The sequence below is a fragment of the Bacillota bacterium genome, from assembly GCA_012518215.1.
In the GTDB taxonomy this organism is placed as follows: Bacteria; Bacillota; Dethiobacteria; order DTU022; family PWGO01; genus JAAYSV01.
In genome coordinates, this window is the sequence record JAAYSV010000028.1 from 1 (window position 1) to 19,921 (window position 19,921).

At 50.1% G+C, this 19,921-nt stretch carries 17 protein-coding genes and 1 CRISPR repeat array; of the genes, 12 read left to right on the forward strand and 5 right to left on the reverse strand.

All coding sequences use genetic code 11. The features are described 5' to 3' along the window. Positions 1-21 precede the first annotated feature (21 nt). A CRISPR array of direct repeats spans positions 22-928; the repeat unit is 36 nt; unit sequence GTATCCACGGCTGAAAGGCCGTGGCTCCATTGAAGC. Between the two features lie 321 nt (positions 929-1,249). Genes cmr1 through GX364_04770 form a run of 6 tightly spaced genes read left to right on the forward strand, consistent with a single transcriptional unit; the run spans position 1,250 to position 8,552 of the window. Beyond that, positions 1,250-2,308 (forward strand): type III-B CRISPR module RAMP protein Cmr1, encoded by a 1,059-nt coding sequence (gene cmr1 / locus GX364_04745; protein NLI70154.1) that lies wholly within the window; start codon positions 1,250-1,252, stop codon positions 2,306-2,308. A gap of 1 nt (position 2,309) precedes the next feature. Then, the gene (locus GX364_04750) at positions 2,310-3,224 is read left to right on the forward strand and encodes a hypothetical protein (GenBank protein ID NLI70155.1); all 915 of its coding nucleotides are present in this window, start codon (positions 2,310-2,312) and stop codon (positions 3,222-3,224) included. Then, entirely contained in the window at positions 3,178-6,261 is a 3,084-nt protein-coding gene (locus GX364_04755; protein NLI70156.1) for a CRISPR-associated protein Csx11, read from the forward strand. The genes GX364_04750 and GX364_04755 overlap by 47 nt, the downstream gene beginning before the upstream one ends. After that, the gene (gene cmr4, locus GX364_04760; GenBank protein NLI70157.1) at positions 6,218-7,144 is read left to right on the forward strand and encodes a type III-B CRISPR module RAMP protein Cmr4; all 927 of its coding nucleotides are present in this window, start codon (positions 6,218-6,220) and stop codon (positions 7,142-7,144) included. Before GX364_04755 ends, cmr4 begins: the two co-directional genes overlap by 44 nt. Positions 7,145-7,188: 44 nt before the next feature. Beyond that, a complete protein-coding gene (locus GX364_04765; protein ID NLI70158.1) occupies positions 7,189-7,524 on the forward strand; it encodes a hypothetical protein in 336 nt (111 codons plus the stop codon). A 5-nt stretch (positions 7,525-7,529) separates the two neighbouring features. After that, positions 7,530-8,552, forward strand: coding sequence for a hypothetical protein (locus tag GX364_04770; GenBank protein ID NLI70159.1), 1,023 nt, complete (start codon positions 7,530-7,532; stop codon positions 8,550-8,552). A 77-nt stretch (positions 8,553-8,629) separates the two neighbouring features. On the opposite strand, the gene GX364_04775 is transcribed toward GX364_04770, so the two are convergent. The 5 genes from GX364_04775 to GX364_04795 form a co-directional block, all read right to left on the reverse strand. Continuing rightward, positions 8,630-8,905: a hypothetical protein gene (locus GX364_04775; GenBank protein NLI70160.1), complete on the reverse strand. Its 276-nt coding sequence runs from the start codon at positions 8,903-8,905 to the stop codon at positions 8,630-8,632. A gap of 547 nt (positions 8,906-9,452) precedes the next feature. After that, a complete protein-coding gene (locus tag GX364_04780; protein ID NLI70161.1) occupies positions 9,453-10,640 on the reverse strand; it encodes an anaerobic nitric oxide reductase flavorubredoxin in 1,188 nt (395 codons plus the stop codon). A gap of 200 nt (positions 10,641-10,840) precedes the next feature. After that, positions 10,841-12,916, reverse strand: a complete 2,076-nt coding sequence (locus GX364_04785; protein ID NLI70162.1) for an acyl-CoA synthetase — start codon at positions 12,914-12,916, stop codon at positions 10,841-10,843. A gap of 517 nt (positions 12,917-13,433) precedes the next feature. Then, positions 13,434-14,204, reverse strand: a complete 771-nt coding sequence (locus GX364_04790; GenBank protein NLI70163.1) for a hypothetical protein — start codon at positions 14,202-14,204, stop codon at positions 13,434-13,436. A gap of 154 nt (positions 14,205-14,358) precedes the next feature. Beyond that, the gene (locus tag GX364_04795) at positions 14,359-14,730 is read right to left on the reverse strand and encodes a hypothetical protein (GenBank protein NLI70164.1); all 372 of its coding nucleotides are present in this window, start codon (positions 14,728-14,730) and stop codon (positions 14,359-14,361) included. Positions 14,731-15,113: 383 nt separating this feature from the next. Between GX364_04795 and GX364_04800 the strand changes: the two genes are divergently transcribed. The 6 genes from GX364_04800 to GX364_04825 all read left to right on the forward strand — a co-directional run bounded on the left by GX364_04800 (position 15,114) and on the right by GX364_04825 (position 19,811). After that, positions 15,114-15,314, forward strand: a complete 201-nt coding sequence (locus GX364_04800) for a DUF5320 domain-containing protein (GenBank protein NLI70165.1) — start codon at positions 15,114-15,116, stop codon at positions 15,312-15,314. Positions 15,315-15,392: 78 nt separating this feature from the next. Next, entirely contained in the window at positions 15,393-15,662 is a 270-nt protein-coding gene (locus tag GX364_04805; GenBank protein NLI70166.1) for a DUF5320 domain-containing protein, read from the forward strand. 33 nt (positions 15,663-15,695) lie between these two features. After that, positions 15,696-16,145: an MOSC domain-containing protein gene (locus GX364_04810; GenBank protein ID NLI70167.1), complete on the forward strand. Its 450-nt coding sequence runs from the start codon at positions 15,696-15,698 to the stop codon at positions 16,143-16,145. A gap of 292 nt (positions 16,146-16,437) precedes the next feature. Beyond that, positions 16,438-17,718: a pyridoxal-phosphate dependent enzyme gene (locus GX364_04815; GenBank protein ID NLI70168.1), complete on the forward strand. Its 1,281-nt coding sequence runs from the start codon at positions 16,438-16,440 to the stop codon at positions 17,716-17,718. 308 nt (positions 17,719-18,026) lie between these two features. Beyond that, positions 18,027-18,230, forward strand: a complete 204-nt coding sequence (locus GX364_04820; GenBank protein NLI70169.1) for a hypothetical protein — start codon at positions 18,027-18,029, stop codon at positions 18,228-18,230. 204 nt (positions 18,231-18,434) lie between these two features. After that, positions 18,435-19,811, forward strand: a complete 1,377-nt coding sequence (locus GX364_04825; protein NLI70170.1) for an FAD-dependent oxidoreductase — start codon at positions 18,435-18,437, stop codon at positions 19,809-19,811. Positions 19,812-19,921 lie beyond the last annotated feature (110 nt).

The window sequence follows — 19,921 nt, forward strand, 5'->3', positions numbered from 1 at the left end:
AGGCGATAACCTCGTCGTTAGGTATCCACGGCTGAAAGGCCGTGGCTCCATTGAAGGCGTTGTAAGATAGACGGTCGGAAGCGCCTTTTCGTGTATCCACGGCTGAAAGGCCGTGGCTCCATTGAAGCGAACGGTTGGAGGGCGAACTCTACCTGACCGAGCAGTGTATCCACGGCTGAAAGGCCGTGGCTCCATTGAAGCCGAACGAGGCACTGAATACACATAAAACCTTTGCCCCCGTATCCACGGCTGAAAGGCCGTGGCTCCATTGAAGCATGGCACTCATGCCACATCTGCCACGCAGGGGGTTGGTATCCACGGCTGAAAGGCCGTGGCTCCATTGAAGCGGAAAAGACGAAATGCCGTTTAACGTCGATGAAGGTGTATCCACGGCTGAAAGGCCGTGGCTCCATTGAAGCGATGAAATACCGCCGATCAGCAGCCCCGATTCCCGTGTATCCACGGCTGAAAGGCCGTGGCTCCATTGAAGCTATCTACTCCAACCTTTCTGACACCGGCCACACGGCGTATCCACGGCTGAAAGGCCGTGGCTCCATTGAAGCAAGGAGGGGCATTGTTGAGGTCGCTGTGTTGGAGGATCGTATCCACGGCTGAAAGGCCGTGGCTCCATTGAAGCTAATCGTAGAGCAGTCGCTCTACCTGACCGAGCAGTGTATCCACGGCTGAAAGGCCGTGGCTCCATTGAAGCATACCCGCTGCCCCGCGGCCAACTCCCACCGCAACACCGTATCCACGGCTGAAAGGCCGTGGCTCCATTGAAGCGACGAGCACAAAGCGGAACGCTATGTGGAGGCCACCCGTATCCACGGCTGAAAGGCCGTGGCTCCATTGAAGCAGGTTAGGGGTATCGTATCTTCTAGGGGTTAGATGTGTATCCACGGCTATGGCTCGATTCAGGCGATTCGGCTCAATGAAGAAAAAGTATTGGTCCGAAGTACCGTGGGAAATTCCTGTCGAAAGTGGTTGCAACACTCTAACCAGGGCGGATAAAACTGTTCATATTTTGATAATATAACCAATAATTTGAAATATCTTGCTATATATCCTATAATATGACGTATATAAAGTTTGATAAACCCATGCTTTATAATTGGTTTCTAAAATTCTGCAGAATGTTGGTCGGGTGCATGGCTGCTGAAGGAAAAGATAAACAGTCCGAAGTACCAAAAGATTGGTCGTTGTGGGATATGGAACCCAAGATATAGTATGTTGATGGGGGTATTGGTATATGCATACAGTAAAAATTGAGACTTTGACACCCTTATGGACCGGCAATTCAAAGGGAAGTGGTGAAAACTTGAGGGAAACAGGAATTATCGGTAGTCTGCGCTGGTGGTACGAAATCCTTGTGAGAAGTTTCGGTGGGAATGTTTGCGATCCTACTAGCGGCAATTGTAAAGACAAAAATCGCTGTGACGTATGTGAACTTTTTGGATGTACGGGTTGGGGACGCAAGTTTAAACTTGAGATAAATACTCGGGAAGAAGATATAGAATACATTGATGGTATAAACGTATATTCGCAAAGAAAAAAAAGGGGAAAAAAACAAAAAAGGCCTTTCAGCGGTATTGCAACAAAGAACAAACGGCACATAACATTAAATTTTATTCCGTTGAAAGAAGTATCTCCTGTCGAATGGTGCCGATTGAAATGTACTTTGAAATTTATTGCAGAATATGGTGCCCTGGGAGGGCGTATTTCTCAAGGCAATGGGGTAATCAGGATTGTTAATAACAGTTTTGAAAATCTTGATTGTTCCCGTGTTAAAGGTAAAACCAATGTTAAGAACAGTGGAAGAAATGGCCAATCAGTCTATAGCCTGGAGAATTTTGTTATCTGGAAGTTCAAAATCAGTTTTACAGCAGCGGTAGAAGATCTTCTGAAGGAGAAAGCTTTTCCCCTCATAGATGATAAAAATTACGCTGAAATGAAAGAAGTATGGAATAACTGCCACATGCTGCCTATAGGTTTTCATGTAAGGGATGCTATACGCCCAGTTGTAAAAAATCATCACAATAACCACTATGATTTGGTCGGAAAAGGCGGTAGAGGTTCTCGAATATTTGTATCTCACGGTTATCAAAATGACGAGGATGAAAGTATGGAGTTCAGGGTTTTTGGTTTTTTTGAAAAGGGAGAGGAAGAAGTGTGTGAAGAAATAAAAAACTGTATTTCAAATTGGCTTTCAGCGTATTTGGTTGCCCACGAAAAGGGATTTGACATTAAAGAGATAAATCCGATTTCCAAAGAAACGGGGAGGGAAATAATTGAAAGGGGAATCATCTGATATGACCCATGTATATGATAATTGCCTTAATTCAATAAAAAACATCAAATCTTGCAATGATTGGAAGAGAGAAGAAAAAGAGAAGGAGAAAGGCAAAAGGAGGAAAAACCGGTCTGATAAGCAATGGATAGAAAAATGGATCCAAGATCAGTTTATCAAACCGCTGAAAAACAATTTTAACCAACCCGGCGGGAAACAGGTGCAATCCGGAAGATTTTACCCTCAATTTGATAAAAAACACTCTTCTTTTCCCCGGAACTCGGTTCATATCAGAATAATAAAGTTCACTCTGAAAAAGCCATATATCAGCAGGGATGACCGTATATTTTACGTTAAAAAAGATAAATTCCATGAAAATCCCATTGTCAGGGACAAGCTCACCGGATTTCCCATGGTAAAGCCCACTACCTGGAAAGGCCATCTTCGATATGCTGCAGAAAAGGTTAAGGCAGAAAACAACAAAAAAGAAATTATAGATCGTCTCTTCGGTACAGAGAATAATCGTGGAAGGCTTCATTTTTTCCCCACTTTTTTTGATCATGATCAGAAACCTGAGGGTGTTATTACGCCGCTAAGCAGAAAAACGAGAACTCCACTCCGGGGCCGGGGCCCTATTATGTTTGAGAAGGTAGGGGGCGGTGCAGAAGCCGAGTTGCACCTTTTTTATTTCCCCTACCCGAAGGGTGCAAATTATACCAGTGACGAGGTAGGGGAAGATCTTGCCCTGCTGGCTGAATCCCTCAAACTTATGTTTTATACCTATGGTTTTTCGGCCAAGAAATCTTCAGGTTATGGGGTAGTTAACAGGTTGCAAGATGGTCAAATCGAGGTTATTCCGGATAATTTCAAAGAGCATTTCAGGGTTTTGTATGACGACCAGAACGGAGCAGGGGGAGGTGGCCCAGATAACAAGTGATAGTGCAGGAACTATACGCCAAAAAATAAAGGAGAAACGGGAACCGATTTTGCTAGGAGAGATCGGTGCTCTTCTTCATGATATCGGTAAATGCCGCGGTGATTTTGTGGAGCAGAAGTCAGTGGAAGGGAAAGAAGGTGTTGCACGGCATGAAAGTATCGACGATTTTCTCGACAGGCAGTTGATTGACTTATTTAAAAGAATTGAATTTGATTTGGAAATAAAGCATAAAGATTCCAGTGTTGAGACCGTCAGTTCAGATATTTATGAACTTGTTACAGAACACCATAGTCGAAGTGAAACCAATCTTCTGGTAAAACTGTTACAACAATGTGATCGCCTTGATTCCGCCGATGACAAGGGTATAATTCGCAAAAAGCAGCCCAGGGGCAACGTTGTAATCAGCACCCCCTTTGGCTGTGCCAGGGAGAAGATCAATTTTTGTTGCCTCGATACACGATTACAATACTTGGAACGGAAGCTTTTCTCGATTATTGATAGATATGTAGAAGGGGGTGAGATGTCACTCCAGGAGTTCCGGAAGCAGGTAATGGATGATATTCATATAGCGTTCTCCCATGCCTTGGGGGAGACAAGGATTCCGGCCAACGATGTCACGTTGTGGGATCATTCCTACTCCACCGCTTCCCTCTACAAGACCCTTCTCTGCCAGGCTGCCCTGGACGGGAAAATCGCTGAGGATGATTTGAAATGGCGGCTTTTTGGAATATTCTGGGACGGGGAGGGTTTTATCGATAAAGGAAACAAGGTTGCCGATATACTGGAACGCAAAAAAATAATTGATGAAGTCCATGATAAATTGAAGGAAGAATTCGAGGTCGATTCTCCGGTGGGGAATGCAGTTTACCAGGACATCAACGGAATTATCTTCACCTTCCCCTCTCTTGCAAAGGATGCCATACAGTTGGCAGAAGAGTGTTCGGATGTCGGCTGGGATATCATCCTGGAAGAAAGCCAGAATGAGCTATGGCCGTTCTTTACCCTGAGCGAAGCTCGCCGCAGCATGACCATGATCAGCTGGATCCTTGATCTTGCAGAAGAGAAGCGGAAGATACCGAAGATGAGTCCGGCACTGTTTGTTGAGGACGATGACAGGGGAAAAAAGTGGGACAGAAAATGGCTTGGTCAAAACAAAAACGGTATAAACGCTATACTATCCGGCGATATCGAGGGGGAAAAAGAGATATGCCCTGTCTGCAAAATCAGGCCCAAGGAAAGGTCCGGGGAGACATGTGCAGTTTGTGGTGAAAGAAGGGGCGGGAGATTAAATAAATGGTTGAAAGAAGATAGGTCGGGAACCATCTGGTTAAGCGAAGTGGCAGACGAAAATAACAGGATTGCCCTGCTTGGCTTGAATCTCGGCCTGAGAAATTGGCTCGATGGTACTACGATAAGTACGATCTATTCTCAGACATTTGAGGATTGGTATAAAAATAAAAAGATGAATACTAAAAAGATGAAAGATTTATTAAATAAAATAGAAGCAGAACGAGAAGGATTACGTGAAAGCAACTTGCAGGAATTTGCTCTGTGTCTGATAGAGAAATACTTGGTCCCGAAGGACCGTAATATAGAGGATGCAGCCCTGATTTTCAATACTTTTTTTGAAGATCTTTCCGTGGGCGGAAAAACATTTGAAAAAGCCTGGGGAAATTTCTGCAAGAAGCTCCCCGATAAAAACCCGGAGACCATACTGGCCACATTGTTTACCCAAAATTCATCCCCGGCGCGTCTCTTCAGAATATGGAAAGAGGCGAAAGAGTTCTGGGACCTGGTGCTGCAACGATGTATGTCGGGACACGGAGAAAGTTGGCAGCGACTCAGTTTCAAGGTAGAAACAGTAAACAATGAACTTGAAAAGAATACACCTTATATTTTCAGGTTTAAAATTCTTGAGCCTGACAATCTGCTTGTTCTACATGTAGCTGATGGTCAATTTCTGACCATTGAATCCCTGCATAAATTTAAAATGATGAAGAAAACCGGAGAAGCGGAAACCGAGGGTAAGGAAATTAAAGGTATGGCAGCAGTAGAAAAAGCGTTGGAGGAGCGAAATTTAAGGAGCATAGAAGAAGAGGAAAATCCTGAAAAATCCATCAATTTTGATTCTAAAGAAGTTCCGAAAAAAGTTCCGAAAGTTGAAAATGTCGAAAAGGAACATTATTTTCCCCATATCGAGATTCTCAACACGCCCCTGCTATTTCAAGTTATCGTTCCGGCGCAGGAAGCAACAAACATTCTGAAAGAGATAGATAAACTTTTCAATGAACGATTCAAGATGGTTACCGGCAAACTTCCCTTGAATGCAGGGCTCCTGGTTGCCAATAGAAAATTCCCCTTATATCTTCTGCTCGAGGCGGGAAGAAAAATCTTGCGCGAGAGAAACTTTCAGAAGCAGACATTATTGGACCCTTGGTGGGACATAAGCGAACAGGATGAGTTTCATCGTCATTACCCACTGGGGAGACTTTCTCCTGACCGAAGCATGTATTATTTGAATGAACTGGCACCCCTGGCAAAAGGAAAATCTTATGCCTTGTATCCCGGTTATTTTGATTTTGACCTGATCAAAGGAGGCGGGGATTGCCGCAAGCTGGTCTATAAAAATAGGAAACGCACGCATGGCGAATATCTGCTTCTATCAAACCGTCCCTGTTATTTCTATCAGTTCGGCAAGATGATTGATTTGTGGGAAATTCTTGAAAACAACCTCTCCGTGTCTCAGATTCAGTTCATCAACGAAGCCATCAGTTCTAAAAAACTGGAGTGGCGGAATATTGAAGATCGAAGCAAAGATGATGTTCTGCAGATCTATGCAAAAAGAGTTTTGCTGGATGCGTTTGGAGGAAAATGGCCGAAACTTTCCGAAGAAACCCGGAACTTCATCTTCAGTGTACTACAGAATAATCTTTTGCTGGATACGATTAATTTGTTTCAACAGACCATCAAGGAAAACGGAGGTAAAAAAGCAAATGAAATCATATCAGTATCGTCGGTATCACGCTCTATGCCTTGACCCGGTTCACATTGGCGCGGGCGGGTACAGGCTGGGCAGGGTGGATAATACGATTGTTCGTGAACCGGCAACGGATTTGCCCAAGATTCCGGGAACATCCCTGGCGGGAACTATTCGTGCCTACACCACCATAGCCCTGAGAGAAGATGCTGCTGCAGAACCTGGGAACATGACAGAGGAAAAGGAGAAAAAAGTTTCGGAGAGGATAATTCGTTATTTCGGTGACACGGACATACAGGGCATGGTGCGCTTCCATGATGCAGAGATTGTATTGTTCCCGGTGGCATCCATCAAAGGCACGGTATGGATAACGACCAGAAGACTCTGCGAGTATTGGATGAACGGGAAAACAGATGATCTGCCCGGAGATCCGGGAAATAAGGCATGTATCATTAAATGGGATGGGACAGAAAAACCTGGTAAATTTAATCTGGGTTGGTTGTTGCTCGAAACAGCAGGCGAAAGTGAGATAGATTTTGAATTTCTCCCCTCGGGTATCATTGAAAGGATTGCCATCCTCCCGGATCGTCTTTTCTCCGGTATCGTAAATGACAATCTTGAAGTGCGGACATCGGTGAAAATTGATCCCGAAACCGGTGCTGCTGAAAAAGGGGCCCTCTTTACCTATGAAGCCATACCCCGCGGAACGGTACTTGGCTTCAAGATCATAGTCAATTCAAGGGACAAAGACGAAACAAATGGGGCATTAAATTCAATCGAAAAATGCTTTCCTTACCTGGAAATCCTGGGTGTGGGCGGTATGGGAACACGGGGTTTCGGGCGGATTCAGGTGGAACCGTTGGATTCATATACTGAAAAAGTAACCGAACAATCTGGCTCGGGTGTAGAGAAGGACTGCGGAGAAAGGGGTGGTGGGCAGTGATCAACCTTGATTTTTACTGTATGCAATATGGGCAGAAGCTGGGTATGAGGAAAGAAGGCAAATCAAAAGAAAAAAAACAACACGAAAATAATATCAGGGATGCTCTGGCCGTATTGACTGAAGACGGGGTATATGCCATGTTTGTCTGGCTTGAGTCCAAAAAGTTATCCGAAATCCGAGTGGGCTTGAGGGAACTTATGAGTGACGCAGAGATAAAAAAATATCTTTTAAACGGAAAAAATTTAGGCGAAGAATTTGACGAGTTTTGCGAAAACTTGCAAGAAATTGCCCGGGACCTGGACAAGTTGCTTTTTCTCAAAAAGATTCTGGAGCGGACTTTGACCTATGCGCTTTACCATGCCAAAACAGAAGCGGGGTGATCCTTTTGGTTGAAGATGGCTGCAAGTGGGATGGAATAAAACTAACCTATCGGTTGCAGGGCCACCTGCATATAGGATATCTGCCCAGAGGGGGTACGGTGGTGGCGCATACGAGGCGCTACCTGCCCGGCAAAAACTTCTGGGGGGCGGTTACAAAACGGGCAACCGAATATCTATTCCCGGAGCCCGAAGGGAAAGATTACGGAAGCATCGGAGAGAAGATCAAGAAATACTTTCGCTTCTCATATTTTTATGTAACCGAAAATGGCCTGATCTATCCCCCCCTTTTTACCGATGAGGGTTTGGTTTATGGATCCGGATCCGGCTCGAAGATGACCGAAGGGCAATTTGAATACAGGTATATAGGCAACAGGGTGTCCACAGAAATAGATTCTGGTACCGGAACGACTATGGAAGGATCGCTCCATGAAATCGAATACATCAAAAAAAGATATAGAAACGCCAGGGGAAACATCAAAAATACCGAGGTAAGCGGTTGTGTGTGGGTCAAGAAAGGGGCGAGGCTTCCTGACCGTGAAAATTCTTCGGATGTTGCCATTGAAATATCCGATGAAGGGATATTTATCAAAGCCCCCTATCAATCGGCGAAATGCAATTTGCTCGATGAGATTTCAATCGGTGGGGAGCAGAATTACGGGTTCGGACGGATTGAAATTGTAAAAGTGGAGAAGGAAAAAGAGTTGACCGGAAGGTATTCTCTGTCCGAAGAGGGAGTGAATGTTTCTTTGTCTTCCGGGGAGCATATCCTCGCACATGTTCCTTGCAACAAAAATTTATCCGATGTTTGTTTTTGCGGCGATATAGAACTTCTGGGCGGCCGCGAGTATGCTGCAGGTAAAAAACGGTTTGGAAAACCGGGAGCCCGGATTGTAACGCCGCAATATCATTTTGCACCCGGTAGCAGGCTGTTCCGCAGAAACAATGATGGGGCCAAGATGGATTTTGAATTGCAATACGATGGGACCATGAATTTGGTTAGACGGGAAATCGAAGAAAGACCGAGGTGACGATCGTTTCTGCGAAAGTGCAGATGCCTTTATTTGTACCTGACGGCCGGATACGGCCGCCAGGCTGTGAGACTTTTCTAGTTCAAGAGATCTTCTTCAAGAAGGCCCATATTGATGGCAATTTTCCTGAAAAGCATGTCTATCCAGGCCGAGAGGGATATCAGAAATGACAGGGCGACTGCCTCGTAAGATAATCTTTTATTTTTGTAAGCTTCTTCTATGACGAAGGCTATATCCATCGACAGGTCGTGGCTTTGTGTTACAATTTCAGGCTTTTCGGATGCTTTCTTCGCAATTTGCAATGCTCTATCCAGATTGATCCGCATTTCTTCTTCATCTATCAACAGTTCCATCTATCCTCCTCCTTTCCGTTGAATTTGATTGCCTGCCCCATTTCCTTCTGCCGGGGAGCTCTCCCTTTCTGTGGTTTGTTCTGCCGTTACGGTAGCAACATTTGTTGCAAGTGATGGGGTCGGTCGGCGGGGGGGCATCTTCTTCCGCATGGCCCGCAAGAAGTCGGTCTGGCCGAAGTGATGTCGTCATGTTGTCTGTCAAATCATCCCGGGTTTGCAGAGTGAAGAAGGTATGGCGGGAAGTGAAACGGGGACAGGTGTTGCTCGATTTACCCCCCATATATATTACTCATAAAACAGACAAAAGCGGAAAAAAAACGAAGAAATAAAATAATTTGACCGATGCCGTGTCGGCGTTCTGATTTTCGGGAGCGTTGCCCGCGACCGGAAGGCTGTGGCCGGATGGGGTACAAAACAGGGGGGCAGTCAAGCCCCCCTGTCAAGGGTGTTCGCGGCTGAAGGGCCGTCGATAGATTGAAACGGCATGGCCGTGATCCAGCATGCCGTGGGTGCAGGCGTATCCGGGTTTCCATTTCCCGGTTTCCGGTTAAAGTTTCTGCACGAAATTCTTCCCGTATTCCCGGCAGCGTTGCAGGGCTTCCCTGTCGGGGTTCCACATTTCTCTGATTCCCTCGTCGACGACGGTGGCCCCTGCTCTGTCAAGCGCCTCGGAAATCAACTTGACACTTTCGCCGCTCCATCCGTAGCAGCCGAAGGCGGCGGCTTTCTTGTTCCTGGGTTTGAGGCCCCTGATCATCTCTATCATTCCGGTTACCGAGGGAAGCATGCCGTTGTTGACTGTCGGCGATCCTACCAGGTATGCTTTGGATCTGAAGATCTCGGTGAAGATATCGTTCTTGTCATTTCTGCCCATGTTGTACTGTTTCACCGTCACTTCCCCGTCCGCTTCTTTTATGCCGGCGGCGATGGCTTCGGCCATCTTCCTGGTTCCTTCCCACATGGTGTCGTAGATGATAGTGATCTGGTTCTCCTGATAATTATCTGCCCAGGCCATGTACCGGTTCACGATTTGCAGCGGGTCCTCCCTCCATATAACCCCGTGGCTGGGGCAGATCATGTTCACGGGCAGGTTGAGACTCAACACTTCTTCGATCTTCCTGGTCACCAGGGGGCTGAAGGGGGTCAGTATGTTGGCATAGTATTTGATCGCTTCCTGGTATAGTTCCGCTTTGTCCACACGGTCGTTGAACATCATTTCTGTTGCGTAATGCTGTCCGAAGGCATCGTTGCTGAAGAGGATATTCTCGCCGGTCATGTAGGTGAACATGCTGTCGGGCCAGTGCAGGAATCTTGCTTCCACGAAGATCAATTTGCTGTCGCCAAGATCGAGAGTATCTCCCGTCTTGACCTCGACGAAATTCCAGTCCTGATGGAAATGCCCCTTGAGGGATTTCACGCCGTTCCCGGTGCAGTAGATCGGCGTGTCCGGTATTTCCTTCATCAGTTCCTCGAGCCCGCCGCTGTGATCTATCTCTGCATGGTTGGCAACGATGTAGTCGATCTCGTTCAGGTCTATCACTTTTTTCAGGTTCTGCACGAATTCACGGGCGAAAGGTTTCCATACGGTGTCGATGAGCACATTCTTTTTGTCCCGCACCAGAAACGCATTGTAGGTGGAACCACGATGCGTCGAGTATTCCTCTCCATGAAATTTTTGCAATTCCCAGTCCACTTTACCCACCCAGGTAACTTTCTCGCTGATCCTGTGTTTCACAAAAACACCTCCTCGAATGATGAAGATTGATTTTACGGCACCTTCAATATATCTTATTTGCCCCCGCCTGTATACCCGCAGTTTCCATGTTTTTCCGCCTGCTGTTTGCCCCGCGGGGCAGAAGGTTGCCGATGCAAAGCAGGCCTGCGGGCAGACTTCAACCGCTTCCGGGAGCGCCTCCGCCTGCCGCAACAGTTTGTTTAGCGTCTCCCGATGTTTGCGGCATGGTGATACATGGCAGAGAGGGCCTTCACGGCCTCCTCCGGTGTGGCATAGACCGGAAACCCGGCCTGCTCCAGGGCGATCACCTCATCGATGGCAAATTCCTTGCAGGGGACACACAGAAGGATGGGCTTGCCCCGGAAGTCGGTCTGTTGCAGTTGTTCCAGATATGTTTGCAGTATCTCCGCCTGGATGATGGCGATGAAGCTGCCGATATCTTCACTCTGCACGCCGATCTCGATGATGTCCCGCAGCTGTCTGGCATGAAGGTCGAAAGTGCAGTCAACGGGATTCTGGGGGCCCACGAACGGCGGCAGGATTTCTTTCAGGCGGCGGAGGGTGTGCTCATCCGGCGCGGCCAGTTTCATCCCGCTCAGCGAAAGGGCATCGGCAGAGGCCACTCCCCAGGAACCGGTGTAGGAGATGACCATCACCCCGTCGCCGGAAGGGAGGGGTTGCCTGGAAAAAGCCCTGGCCAGCCCGAACATATGCTCGTTGTCCTCCGCCCTGATGATCCCCGTTTGCCTGAAAGAGGCGTCATAGATCAGGTCGTTTCCCGCCAGGGAGGCGGTATGTGAGGAGACCGCTTTCTTGCCTGCTTCCGTCCGTCCGGATTTCAGGATGATTATCGGTTTGCGGGGAGTGATCTTGCGGGCCACCTCGATAAACTTCTGCCCGTCCTTCACGTCTTCCAGGTACATGCAGATCACTTCCACATGATCGTCCTCGCCCAGATATTCCAGGATGTCGGTCTCATCGGTGTCGGTCTTGTTGCCTATCGTGGCCAGGATGGCGAAATCCATGGTATGGCGCATTCCCCAGAGCATGCCGGCGACGTATACTCCCGCCTGGGCGATCAGCCCGATATTCCCCCGGCGCAGTTCACCGACTATCCCCAGAGATTGAACCATGCGGTGATGGGTATTGATGATGCCGGAGCAGTTCGGCCCCACGAAGCGGCAATCGTGGGCTGCGGCCAGTTCCCGCAATCTTTCCTCGATGTCTCTGCCGCTTTCGCCGGTTTCGGCAAATCCGGCCGATTCGATGATGATATGCTTGATTCCTTTCTTGCAACATTCTTCAAACGCCTTGACCGTGTGAGCTGCGGGGACGAGGATTATCGCTGCATCGACCGCTTCCCTTATCTCATGCACATCGGCCACCGCCGGAACTCCCTGGACGGTTTCCGCCTTGATATTGACGGGATAAAGCTTGCCCGCGAAACCGTGTTCCAGCAGGTTGTTGAAGACATTCCAGCCCAGTTTCCCCGGGGTGTTGGAAGCACCCACGACGGCCAGGCTGTCGGGGTAAAAGAAGGGGTGCAGGTCGGCTGCCTTGCCTTTTGCGGGCAACCGGGTTTCGCCCGAATCCGCTTCTTCAAGGAAGATGCGCGCATCGACGACCGTGTTTCCCTCGTCATAGAGGAAGACCGGATTGAGATCGACCTCCTTTATCTCCGGGTGGCGGGTTACCAGCCCGGAAATCCTGTGCAGGAGCTGTTTCAAGGCCGGAAGATCGATCGACGTGCCCCGGTAACCCGCAAGCAGGGTGTAGCCCCGGATTTCCCCGATCATGGCCTCGATATCAGTTTCCGTCACCGGCAATATCCTGAAGGAGACATCCTTGAGTACCTCGACGAAAACACCGCCGAGGCCGAACATGAGAGCCGGACCGAAGGTGGGATCCTTGCTCACGCCGATGATCGCTTCCAGCCCCGGGGGTGCCATCTTCTGCACGGCGACACCGACCATATTCTTGCCGGCAAAGGCGGTTTCGATCCCGGCAAAAGCGTCTTCCACCTCGGCGGCATTCTGCAGGTCAAGTTTTACCCCGCCCTCATCGGATTTGTGGACCACTTCGGGGGAGAGGACCTTCAAGACGACCGGATAGCCGATGCGGCCACTTGTTTCCACGGCTTCTTCGGCAGAACGGGCCACGGAGGCGCCGGTGGTGGAGATACCCAGCTCCTCCAGAATACTCTTGCACTCGTGTTCCATGAGGTAAGTTCTATTTTCGTTTCTGGCCCGGCCGATAATATTTTTCCATGATTTCATGTTGTTCATCCCTCTTTTTCTGTGAAAATGGTAAATGTTCTGGCAATAAATATTTTCTATTATATCAAAATCTGGAAGGGGTGCAAGGGAGAGCCCCGATGTTTTACTTCCGGGTGCGGGGCGGGAGGTTCTTTCCACCTTGCGGGAAAGGGCCCGGCATGACGGGCCGGAAGGTTCGCGATACTCCCTGTTCCCGTTGCGAGGGAATCCCATTTCAAAGCTGCCGCGGAATGTCCAATTCATGTTGCGACCGTTGAATGGCAGCCAGCAATGCTGCGGGGGAGCGGGGCTCCCGGAACAATTGGCGCCGGGGCGGGCAACTCGGGGCAGGATCCGGGCCGTCTCCTTTGGGGCCCATTCCTGCCGTATCGAGGCAGAAGGGAGATGGACACTGTCGCACACTCTGTTCAGGAGTCTTTTACAGGATAAACATTCTTGCCCGGAGGAAAAAATGCGATGATCCCCGGAAAAAGGGCCGGCCACGAATGAGAATCAAAAAGAACGGCCGGAAATGATTTTAGCGCAGGGTAACTCCGGCCCGGCGTAAAAAATTGAGCAGAAGATTCTTGCCATCGGTTTTGCGCCCCGAGAGTTCGGGATGAAACTGAACCCCGTAAATTTCTTTCTCCCGGTGCCGCATGATCTGCACGCGGCACTTTTCACTGGAGCCGAGGAGGTCAAAATCCACGGGCATGGCCTTCACTTCCTCACCGTGCCAGTTGAAAGCGGTGATCGGGCTTTCCATCCCCTGCAGAATGGGATCATCCAGTAGCAACTCGATTTCGGTGTAGCCGTTTTCCTGGTATCCCATCGGTGCCACCAGCACCCCGAAGGCCTGGGCAATTATCTGAAGGCCGCCGCAGACACCGAAAACGGGCAGGTCGGTTTTTCCGAGAAAGCTGAATGCCGGTTCCAGGTCAGCAGGGTCATAATCGGTCCAGGGGGCAGTCTGCCCGGAAATCAAGATGCAGACGGGATCATTTTGCATTATCCGTGCTTCGTCAGCCAGCGGGTAGTGGATGACATCGATATTGACATCTGCCAGCTGTGTAACAAAATCGGCCAGGCAGTATGCCGGATTCATGATCAGGTTCTTCTCCGGCGGTGTATACATGGGGTCGATGATGACCACGGTCTGCTTCTCCGGAACGATCTCCGCCGGCCGCCAGAAGAGGCCCCGGATCATCTGCCAGCGTAAAAAGTCGGTAGCCCAGATCAAAATGATGGCGGCAGCCAGAAAGATGAGTATCCAGATCACTGTTTTTTTTCGCCGTGCTGTTCTTCCCATAGAATTTCCTCCTTGATCATCAAAATATGAAAGGGCGGTTATCGCGTTGCCATCGGTGGAAACAGGTCATGGCGAAAATATCGATAACCGCTGCCCATGTAGAAAACCGCTCCTTAATTTTGAAATATCGCGGGATGCCGATGTTTCTTCTTCTTCATGGATCCATGAGAGTCATGTAGATTGTGTTTCCCTCTTTCATGCCTTTTACCAGTTCACAATGGCGTAGAACGGAAAAATGTTTTTCCAGTTCTTTCTGTTCCATCTTGAATTCTTCGGCTATCTGTTCCCGGGTTGCCCTGCCATGTGTCTGCAGGTATTCGTAGATTTTTTTCTGTACCGGCAGGAGCCCTTCAGTGCCTGTCTGGCCAAGTTTATCTCTGGTCAGCCTGGCCGAACGCACGGCCATGGGATCGCAGGTTTTGAGTTCGCTGGCAGCCTCGATGTAGCAGTCCTCACATAAAACCTGCCCGGCGTGTTTGAATACTTCTTCCTCGGAAAGCTCCACTCCGCATTTTTCACAAAGCATCGGTTTTCCCTCCACTTCCGGCCCGGGGGGGCGGATCACGACCTGTTGGTACAGGGTGAAAAATGTTTTCCTGCTGGCAAGAATATTGTAAATTAATAAATTAATGCTGTCAAATCAGGCCGTTTCCCCGGGGGAGGCAATTTCAGGGGCATGGAGGGGGACTTGCTGATCATCGGGAAAATTCCTTGCCATGATAAAAACTTTCCGGCACGGATGAAAAAATCAAGAAAACATTTCCTGCAACACAGGTGTTGAAAAATTGCGGGGAAATTGTGTTGCGCGTACGTTGACAAATGTTCGCGACGGGGTATAATAGTAATAGGTATATACCCATAACATCAGGATTGGGATGGGACAGTATCGTGCAGAGGGGAGGTATGAAGATGCCAGGTTATGATGGAACGGGTCCGTCAGGAGGCGGGCCGATGACTGGACGGGGACGTGGCCTCTGCGTAACTCCATCGCGGAGAAGAAGGGCTTTTTCCCCGCGGTATGGTCCTGACCGTTTCTACGGTCGGCCGCGCCTGGGCCTCGGAATGAGAAGAGGCATGGGAGGAAGGTACGCACGCAGACGTTGGTGGTAATTTACCGTCGATGTGGAGCAAAATAGATGATGGAGAACAGCGGAAGATCCGCAGATCAAACGAAGGGGGGCAGCAATGATGCCAGGTGGAGATGGAACAGGCCCGCGGGGCTTTGGTCCCAGAACGGGAAGGGGAGCCGGATTCTGTTCCGGCTATGCATGGCCGGGATATGCCGCTCCGTGGCCCCGGCGCAGGTTCTGGGGTTATGCTTACCCTGGACCCCGATATTTCCCCGGGGGATACGGCGATGAAAAAGAGGCTCTCAAACAACAAGCTGAATTCCTGAAGGATCAGATCGGGGCGCTGGAAGCCAGATTGAAGGAGATCGAGGGCGAGGAAGGTAAATGATATCGGTTGCCGTACCGGTCATGGAGGATAGTGATGATGTGTAGCTCCGGAGGGTGTGTGCGGGCGGTTTGTTCGTCTGCCGCGCGCGGAATACCCAAGAAGGATAAAGAAGAAGGTTATCTTCTGCAGGGCCACGGTCTGCAAGGTGATGCTCATGCCGGCAATGATGGCAGGCAGGTGAGCATCCTTCTGGAACAGTATGTCGAACCTGTTTCCCGGCAGCTGGGCTATGTGCCTGCGCCGGGAAGCTTCGCCGAAAATCTGCTGGTCGGCGGCCTGCCGGAAGACGGCCTGGGCCGGGGAACCGTGCTGAAAGTCGGAGAAGCAGTCGTTGAAATCACAGCTATCGGCAAGGACAGTACGGCCGAGCATACGTATTCCTTCGAGGGCTACAGTTTGCTGGCAGAGAAGGGGTTGTTCGGACGGGTGATAGAAAGCGGCCTGGCCAGAACCGGGGATGCTGTGATCATCCTGAAAAAATAAAGAACCGGATACCCTGGAATGGAAAGAACCGTTACAAGAGTGGCAGCGGTTCTTTTTTTTCAATACATGTTCCTGTCCGCCGGGCTTCTGCTGAAAGTGAAGCATGTTTGTACAACGGGCGGCTTCATTCTTTACTCACAGATGCCTGCAGGAAGAGGCCCGTTGAACAACAATGATAAAACCCGGGGGAGAGCGGTCGGATATTTTTTCCCGGATGGGAATCCCGTGCCTCCGTGAAAACCTGGTTGTTGTTTCCTCCAAAAATTTGTTGTTTCAAACAGGAAGCAACATCATGCAGGTAGAACTTATTAACGGAGTGGATATGCAATTTTACAACAACAATCATTGTCTTTCCTGTCGGCTGCAGCCGCAGGAAATGGAGGTGAGGGTAATTTCTTACGAACTTTTTTCACGCTATCCCTTTCTGGAGAAACACATGCCACGGGTGGAGCTGGGTAGATGGCCCACTCCACTGGAACCGTTGCCGGAACTGTCAAGCCACCTGGGCGGGCCGCCCCTTTTGATCAAACGGGATGATCTGGCACATGCCGGATATGGCGGCAACAAGGTCAGAAAACTGGAACTGATCTTTGCCGATGCCAGGCGCAAGGGGAAGAAAGAGATCATCACCTCGGGAGGACTCGGCTCACATCATATCCTTGCCGTGGCGGCACTGGGCAGCGAGGTGGGTTTATCAACACAGGGCCTCTTTGTCTGCCAGCCGGTCAATGATCATGTACGTGCCAATCTTCTCATGGACCATGCCTACGGAACCAGGATGCATTTCACGAAAGATTATGTGGGAACGGCCCTGGGCTACATCAAGCTCTACCTGATGGGGATGCTCCGGGGACGGGCACCCTATATTCTGATGCCCGGGGGATCATCCCCGCTCTCCACCATCGGCTATATCAATTGTGTCCTGGAGTTGCAACGTCAGCTGGAAGAACAGGGGTTGCCTGATCCGGCAGCCATCTTTGTTCCCGCGGGGACCGGCGGGACCGCTGCCGGGCTGCTGGCCGGGCTGGCGCTGGCGGGGATGAAGACAGATCTTCATGCTGTGCGGGTGGTGCAGCCCTTCATGCTCAAACCGGCCGGTATCGTGAAAATGGCCAGGCGTTCCCTGCGCCTGCTTGCCAGGTGGGGGGTGGACATCGGGTCCGCGACAGAAACGCTGGCCGGGCGGCTGCGGCTCGAGGGAGACTATCTGGGTGAAGGTTACGGTTTTGCAACCCCCGAGGCGGAAGCGGCCCTTGAATTGGCCGCTGGCCGGGCCAATCTTCGCCTCGAAGGTTGTTATACTGCCAAAGCGATGGCCGCTTTGATCGATTACTGCCGCGACAGGGGCATCGGGGAAGGATCCGCCCCGGTGCTTTTTGTCAACACCTACAGTTCCACGCATCATGACACAGAAGTTGCGTCAGATTATCATGCCTTGCCGCCGGAATTCTGGTGGTGCTTCGAATCGGCACCGCGGCAGTGCCGTTGCGGACTGAGGAAACAGAACCGTTCTTTCTGCGAGGCTGTCCATGCCGGGCGCATGGATGAAAACTTCGGCAGAAAACTGCCCTAGAAGGGGGTAGTGTTTTCGGAGAGTATTTCTTTCTCATCTTGATTGTATTGTACTATCCGGTAAATAAATTATTTCAATACGTTTTTCCGCTGTTCCGGGGAACTGTGTACAATTTGACTGAACCTCCGGACATTCCCCGATTCCCCGGCAGGATGCAGGCAGGGTGTCGGATACGAATTGTAGAATTATTTGACAGAACGGCTTGACATGACACACCTTACCTGCTTTACTAAAAAAAAGATTTGGGAATGGAAAATGAAATGGATGGCATATCCCGTGATTTTTGACAGGGATGCAGCAGAAGCGGCATGTTGCCGATGCCCGGGTTGGCCAGTTTTCCGGCCGGGGCATCTCGTGCCGGGGTAACATCACAGATCGGGCCCTGGGGGGGTGAAATTTGTTTTCCAATGAAATCCGCGGCGATTCATACCGGGAAAAACAGCGGGGAAAAGGAATTCCTGCAAGAAGATAGCATCCATGGCCGCGGATCGTTGCAGGTTGCGGTTACATGAGTGCCACGGGAGTGCGGGGTTGTCCGGGCATCCTATACCCGTCCGGAACTGCTCTTGCATCGGTGGCACGTTCGATATGCCGGTAACTGCAAGGTTGGTCATTTCCGGATTGCAGGATTGTCTGAAGTGAAAAAAAGGGCGTTCTCCGGTCGGGCCCCGGGATTCCGATCGGTCATCGCTCATGATCATCAAGGAGGAAGAAAGATGAAACAAACAGATTTGCTGGTGATTGGAGGAAGTGCAGGGGGGATTTTAACCGCTACCATGGCGAGGAAGGCATACGGGGAGAGTCTGAAGATCACTTTGATCCGTGAAACCGAGACGGTCATGGTACCGTGCGGCATACCTTACATCTTCGGGACTCTGCGCGATTTGAAGAAGAATATTATTCCGGATACCATGCTGAAAAATGCAAATGTCGACCTGATAATCGACACGGCTTTGAACATAGACAGGGAAAACAAGACAGTGGAGACCGGGGACAATGGTGTTGTAGGTTACAAGAAGCTGGTCGTCGCCACCGGTTCACTCCCCATAATACCGACATTTATCGAGGGATATGATCTGGAGAACGTCTTCCCCATCACGAAGGATGAGGTCTACCTGGGTAAAATTTTCAACGAACTGGAATCTGCCCGCAATGTTGTTGTCATCGGGGGAGGTTTCATCGGCGTTGAATTTGCAGAACAGATAAGGAAACTGGGGAAGGATGTCACGCTGGTTGAAATGGCAGAAGCATGCCTGTGGCAGGCATTCGACAGGGAATACACGGACGACATTGAATCGCTGATGAAGGACAACGGCATCAAGGTGATGACGGGCACCAGGGTGAAAAGAATTCTTGGCGATAAATCCGTGGAGGCCGTTGAAATTGACGGCGGAGAGAAGATCCCGGCTGACCTGGTAATTCTGGGGCTGGGGATGCGCCCCAATGGCCTTATTGGCCAGGAAGCCGGCCTGGAGATGAACGCCAAGGGCGCCATCGTGGTCGATCAGTACATGAGGACCAGCGATCCCCATATATTTGCTGTCGGCGACTGTGCAGAGAAGAAATGTTTCTTCACGGGGAAAGATGTGCCATTGCTGCTGGCCTCCACCGCGGCCATGGAAGCCAAGATCGCGGGCAGCAACGCGTTCCAGTTGAGGTTGATCCGCGCCAACAAAGGGACGATAAGCACGTTTTCCACGAAGATGTTCGGCAAGACATTTGCGGCAGCCGGCCTCACGGAAGCCAGGGCAAGGCAGGAAGGGTTCTGCATCATGGTCGGTGAATTCAAAACCATGGACCGCCACCCGGGCACCTTGCCCGATGCCCAGGAAGTGAATATCAAGCTGATCTTTTCCAGATGTTCGGGCATCATCCTTGGCGCTCAGATATCCGGCGGGAATACGGTTGCCGAGATAATAAATATCCTGAGTCTGGCCATCCAGAAAGACTTCACGGCAACCGAACTCAATACTTTTCAGGCGGCGACCCATCCCCTCGTTTCGCCATCGCCCATCGCCTATCCCATAAATGCTGCCGCCATGAACGCCATCGCCACCAACTGCAACCATCTCAACGAGGGCCTGGTGATCTGATTTCCGGCAGTGCGAGAAGTTGCCAGACGGCTGGCGGGATCTGAAAACGGCGCTGCCGATGAGAGGCAGCAGTTTGTTCTGAACAGGACAGAATGTATTGTTGTTTTGCT

Coding starts and splice junctions, on each gene's coding strand:
- GX364_04805 (NLI70166.1), top strand. CDS start 15,393: ATGCCAGGTGGAGATGGAACAGGCCCGCGGGGCTTTGGTCCCAGAACG.
- cmr4 (NLI70157.1), top strand. CDS start 6,218: ATGAAATCATATCAGTATCGTCGGTATCACGCTCTATGCCTTGACCCG.
- GX364_04795 (NLI70164.1), bottom strand. CDS start 14,730: ATGCTTTGTGAAAAATGCGGAGTGGAGCTTTCCGAGGAAGAAGTATTC.
- GX364_04765 (NLI70158.1), top strand. CDS start 7,189: ATGAGGAAAGAAGGCAAATCAAAAGAAAAAAAACAACACGAAAATAAT.
- GX364_04785 (NLI70162.1), bottom strand. CDS start 12,916: ATGAAATCATGGAAAAATATTATCGGCCGGGCCAGAAACGAAAATAGA.
- GX364_04775 (NLI70160.1), bottom strand. CDS start 8,905: ATGGAACTGTTGATAGATGAAGAAGAAATGCGGATCAATCTGGATAGA.
- GX364_04810 (NLI70167.1), top strand. CDS start 15,696: ATGATGTGTAGCTCCGGAGGGTGTGTGCGGGCGGTTTGTTCGTCTGCC.
- GX364_04800 (NLI70165.1), top strand. CDS start 15,114: ATGCCAGGTTATGATGGAACGGGTCCGTCAGGAGGCGGGCCGATGACT.
- GX364_04750 (NLI70155.1), top strand. CDS start 2,310: ATGACCCATGTATATGATAATTGCCTTAATTCAATAAAAAACATCAAA.
- GX364_04825 (NLI70170.1), top strand. CDS start 18,435: ATGAAACAAACAGATTTGCTGGTGATTGGAGGAAGTGCAGGGGGGATT.
- GX364_04815 (NLI70168.1), top strand. CDS start 16,438: ATGCAGGTAGAACTTATTAACGGAGTGGATATGCAATTTTACAACAAC.
- GX364_04790 (NLI70163.1), bottom strand. CDS start 14,204: ATGGGAAGAACAGCACGGCGAAAAAAAACAGTGATCTGGATACTCATC.
- cmr1 (NLI70154.1), top strand. CDS start 1,250: ATGCATACAGTAAAAATTGAGACTTTGACACCCTTATGGACCGGCAAT.
- GX364_04755 (NLI70156.1), top strand. CDS start 3,178: ATGACGACCAGAACGGAGCAGGGGGAGGTGGCCCAGATAACAAGTGAT.
- GX364_04820 (NLI70169.1), top strand. CDS start 18,027: ATGTTGCCGATGCCCGGGTTGGCCAGTTTTCCGGCCGGGGCATCTCGT.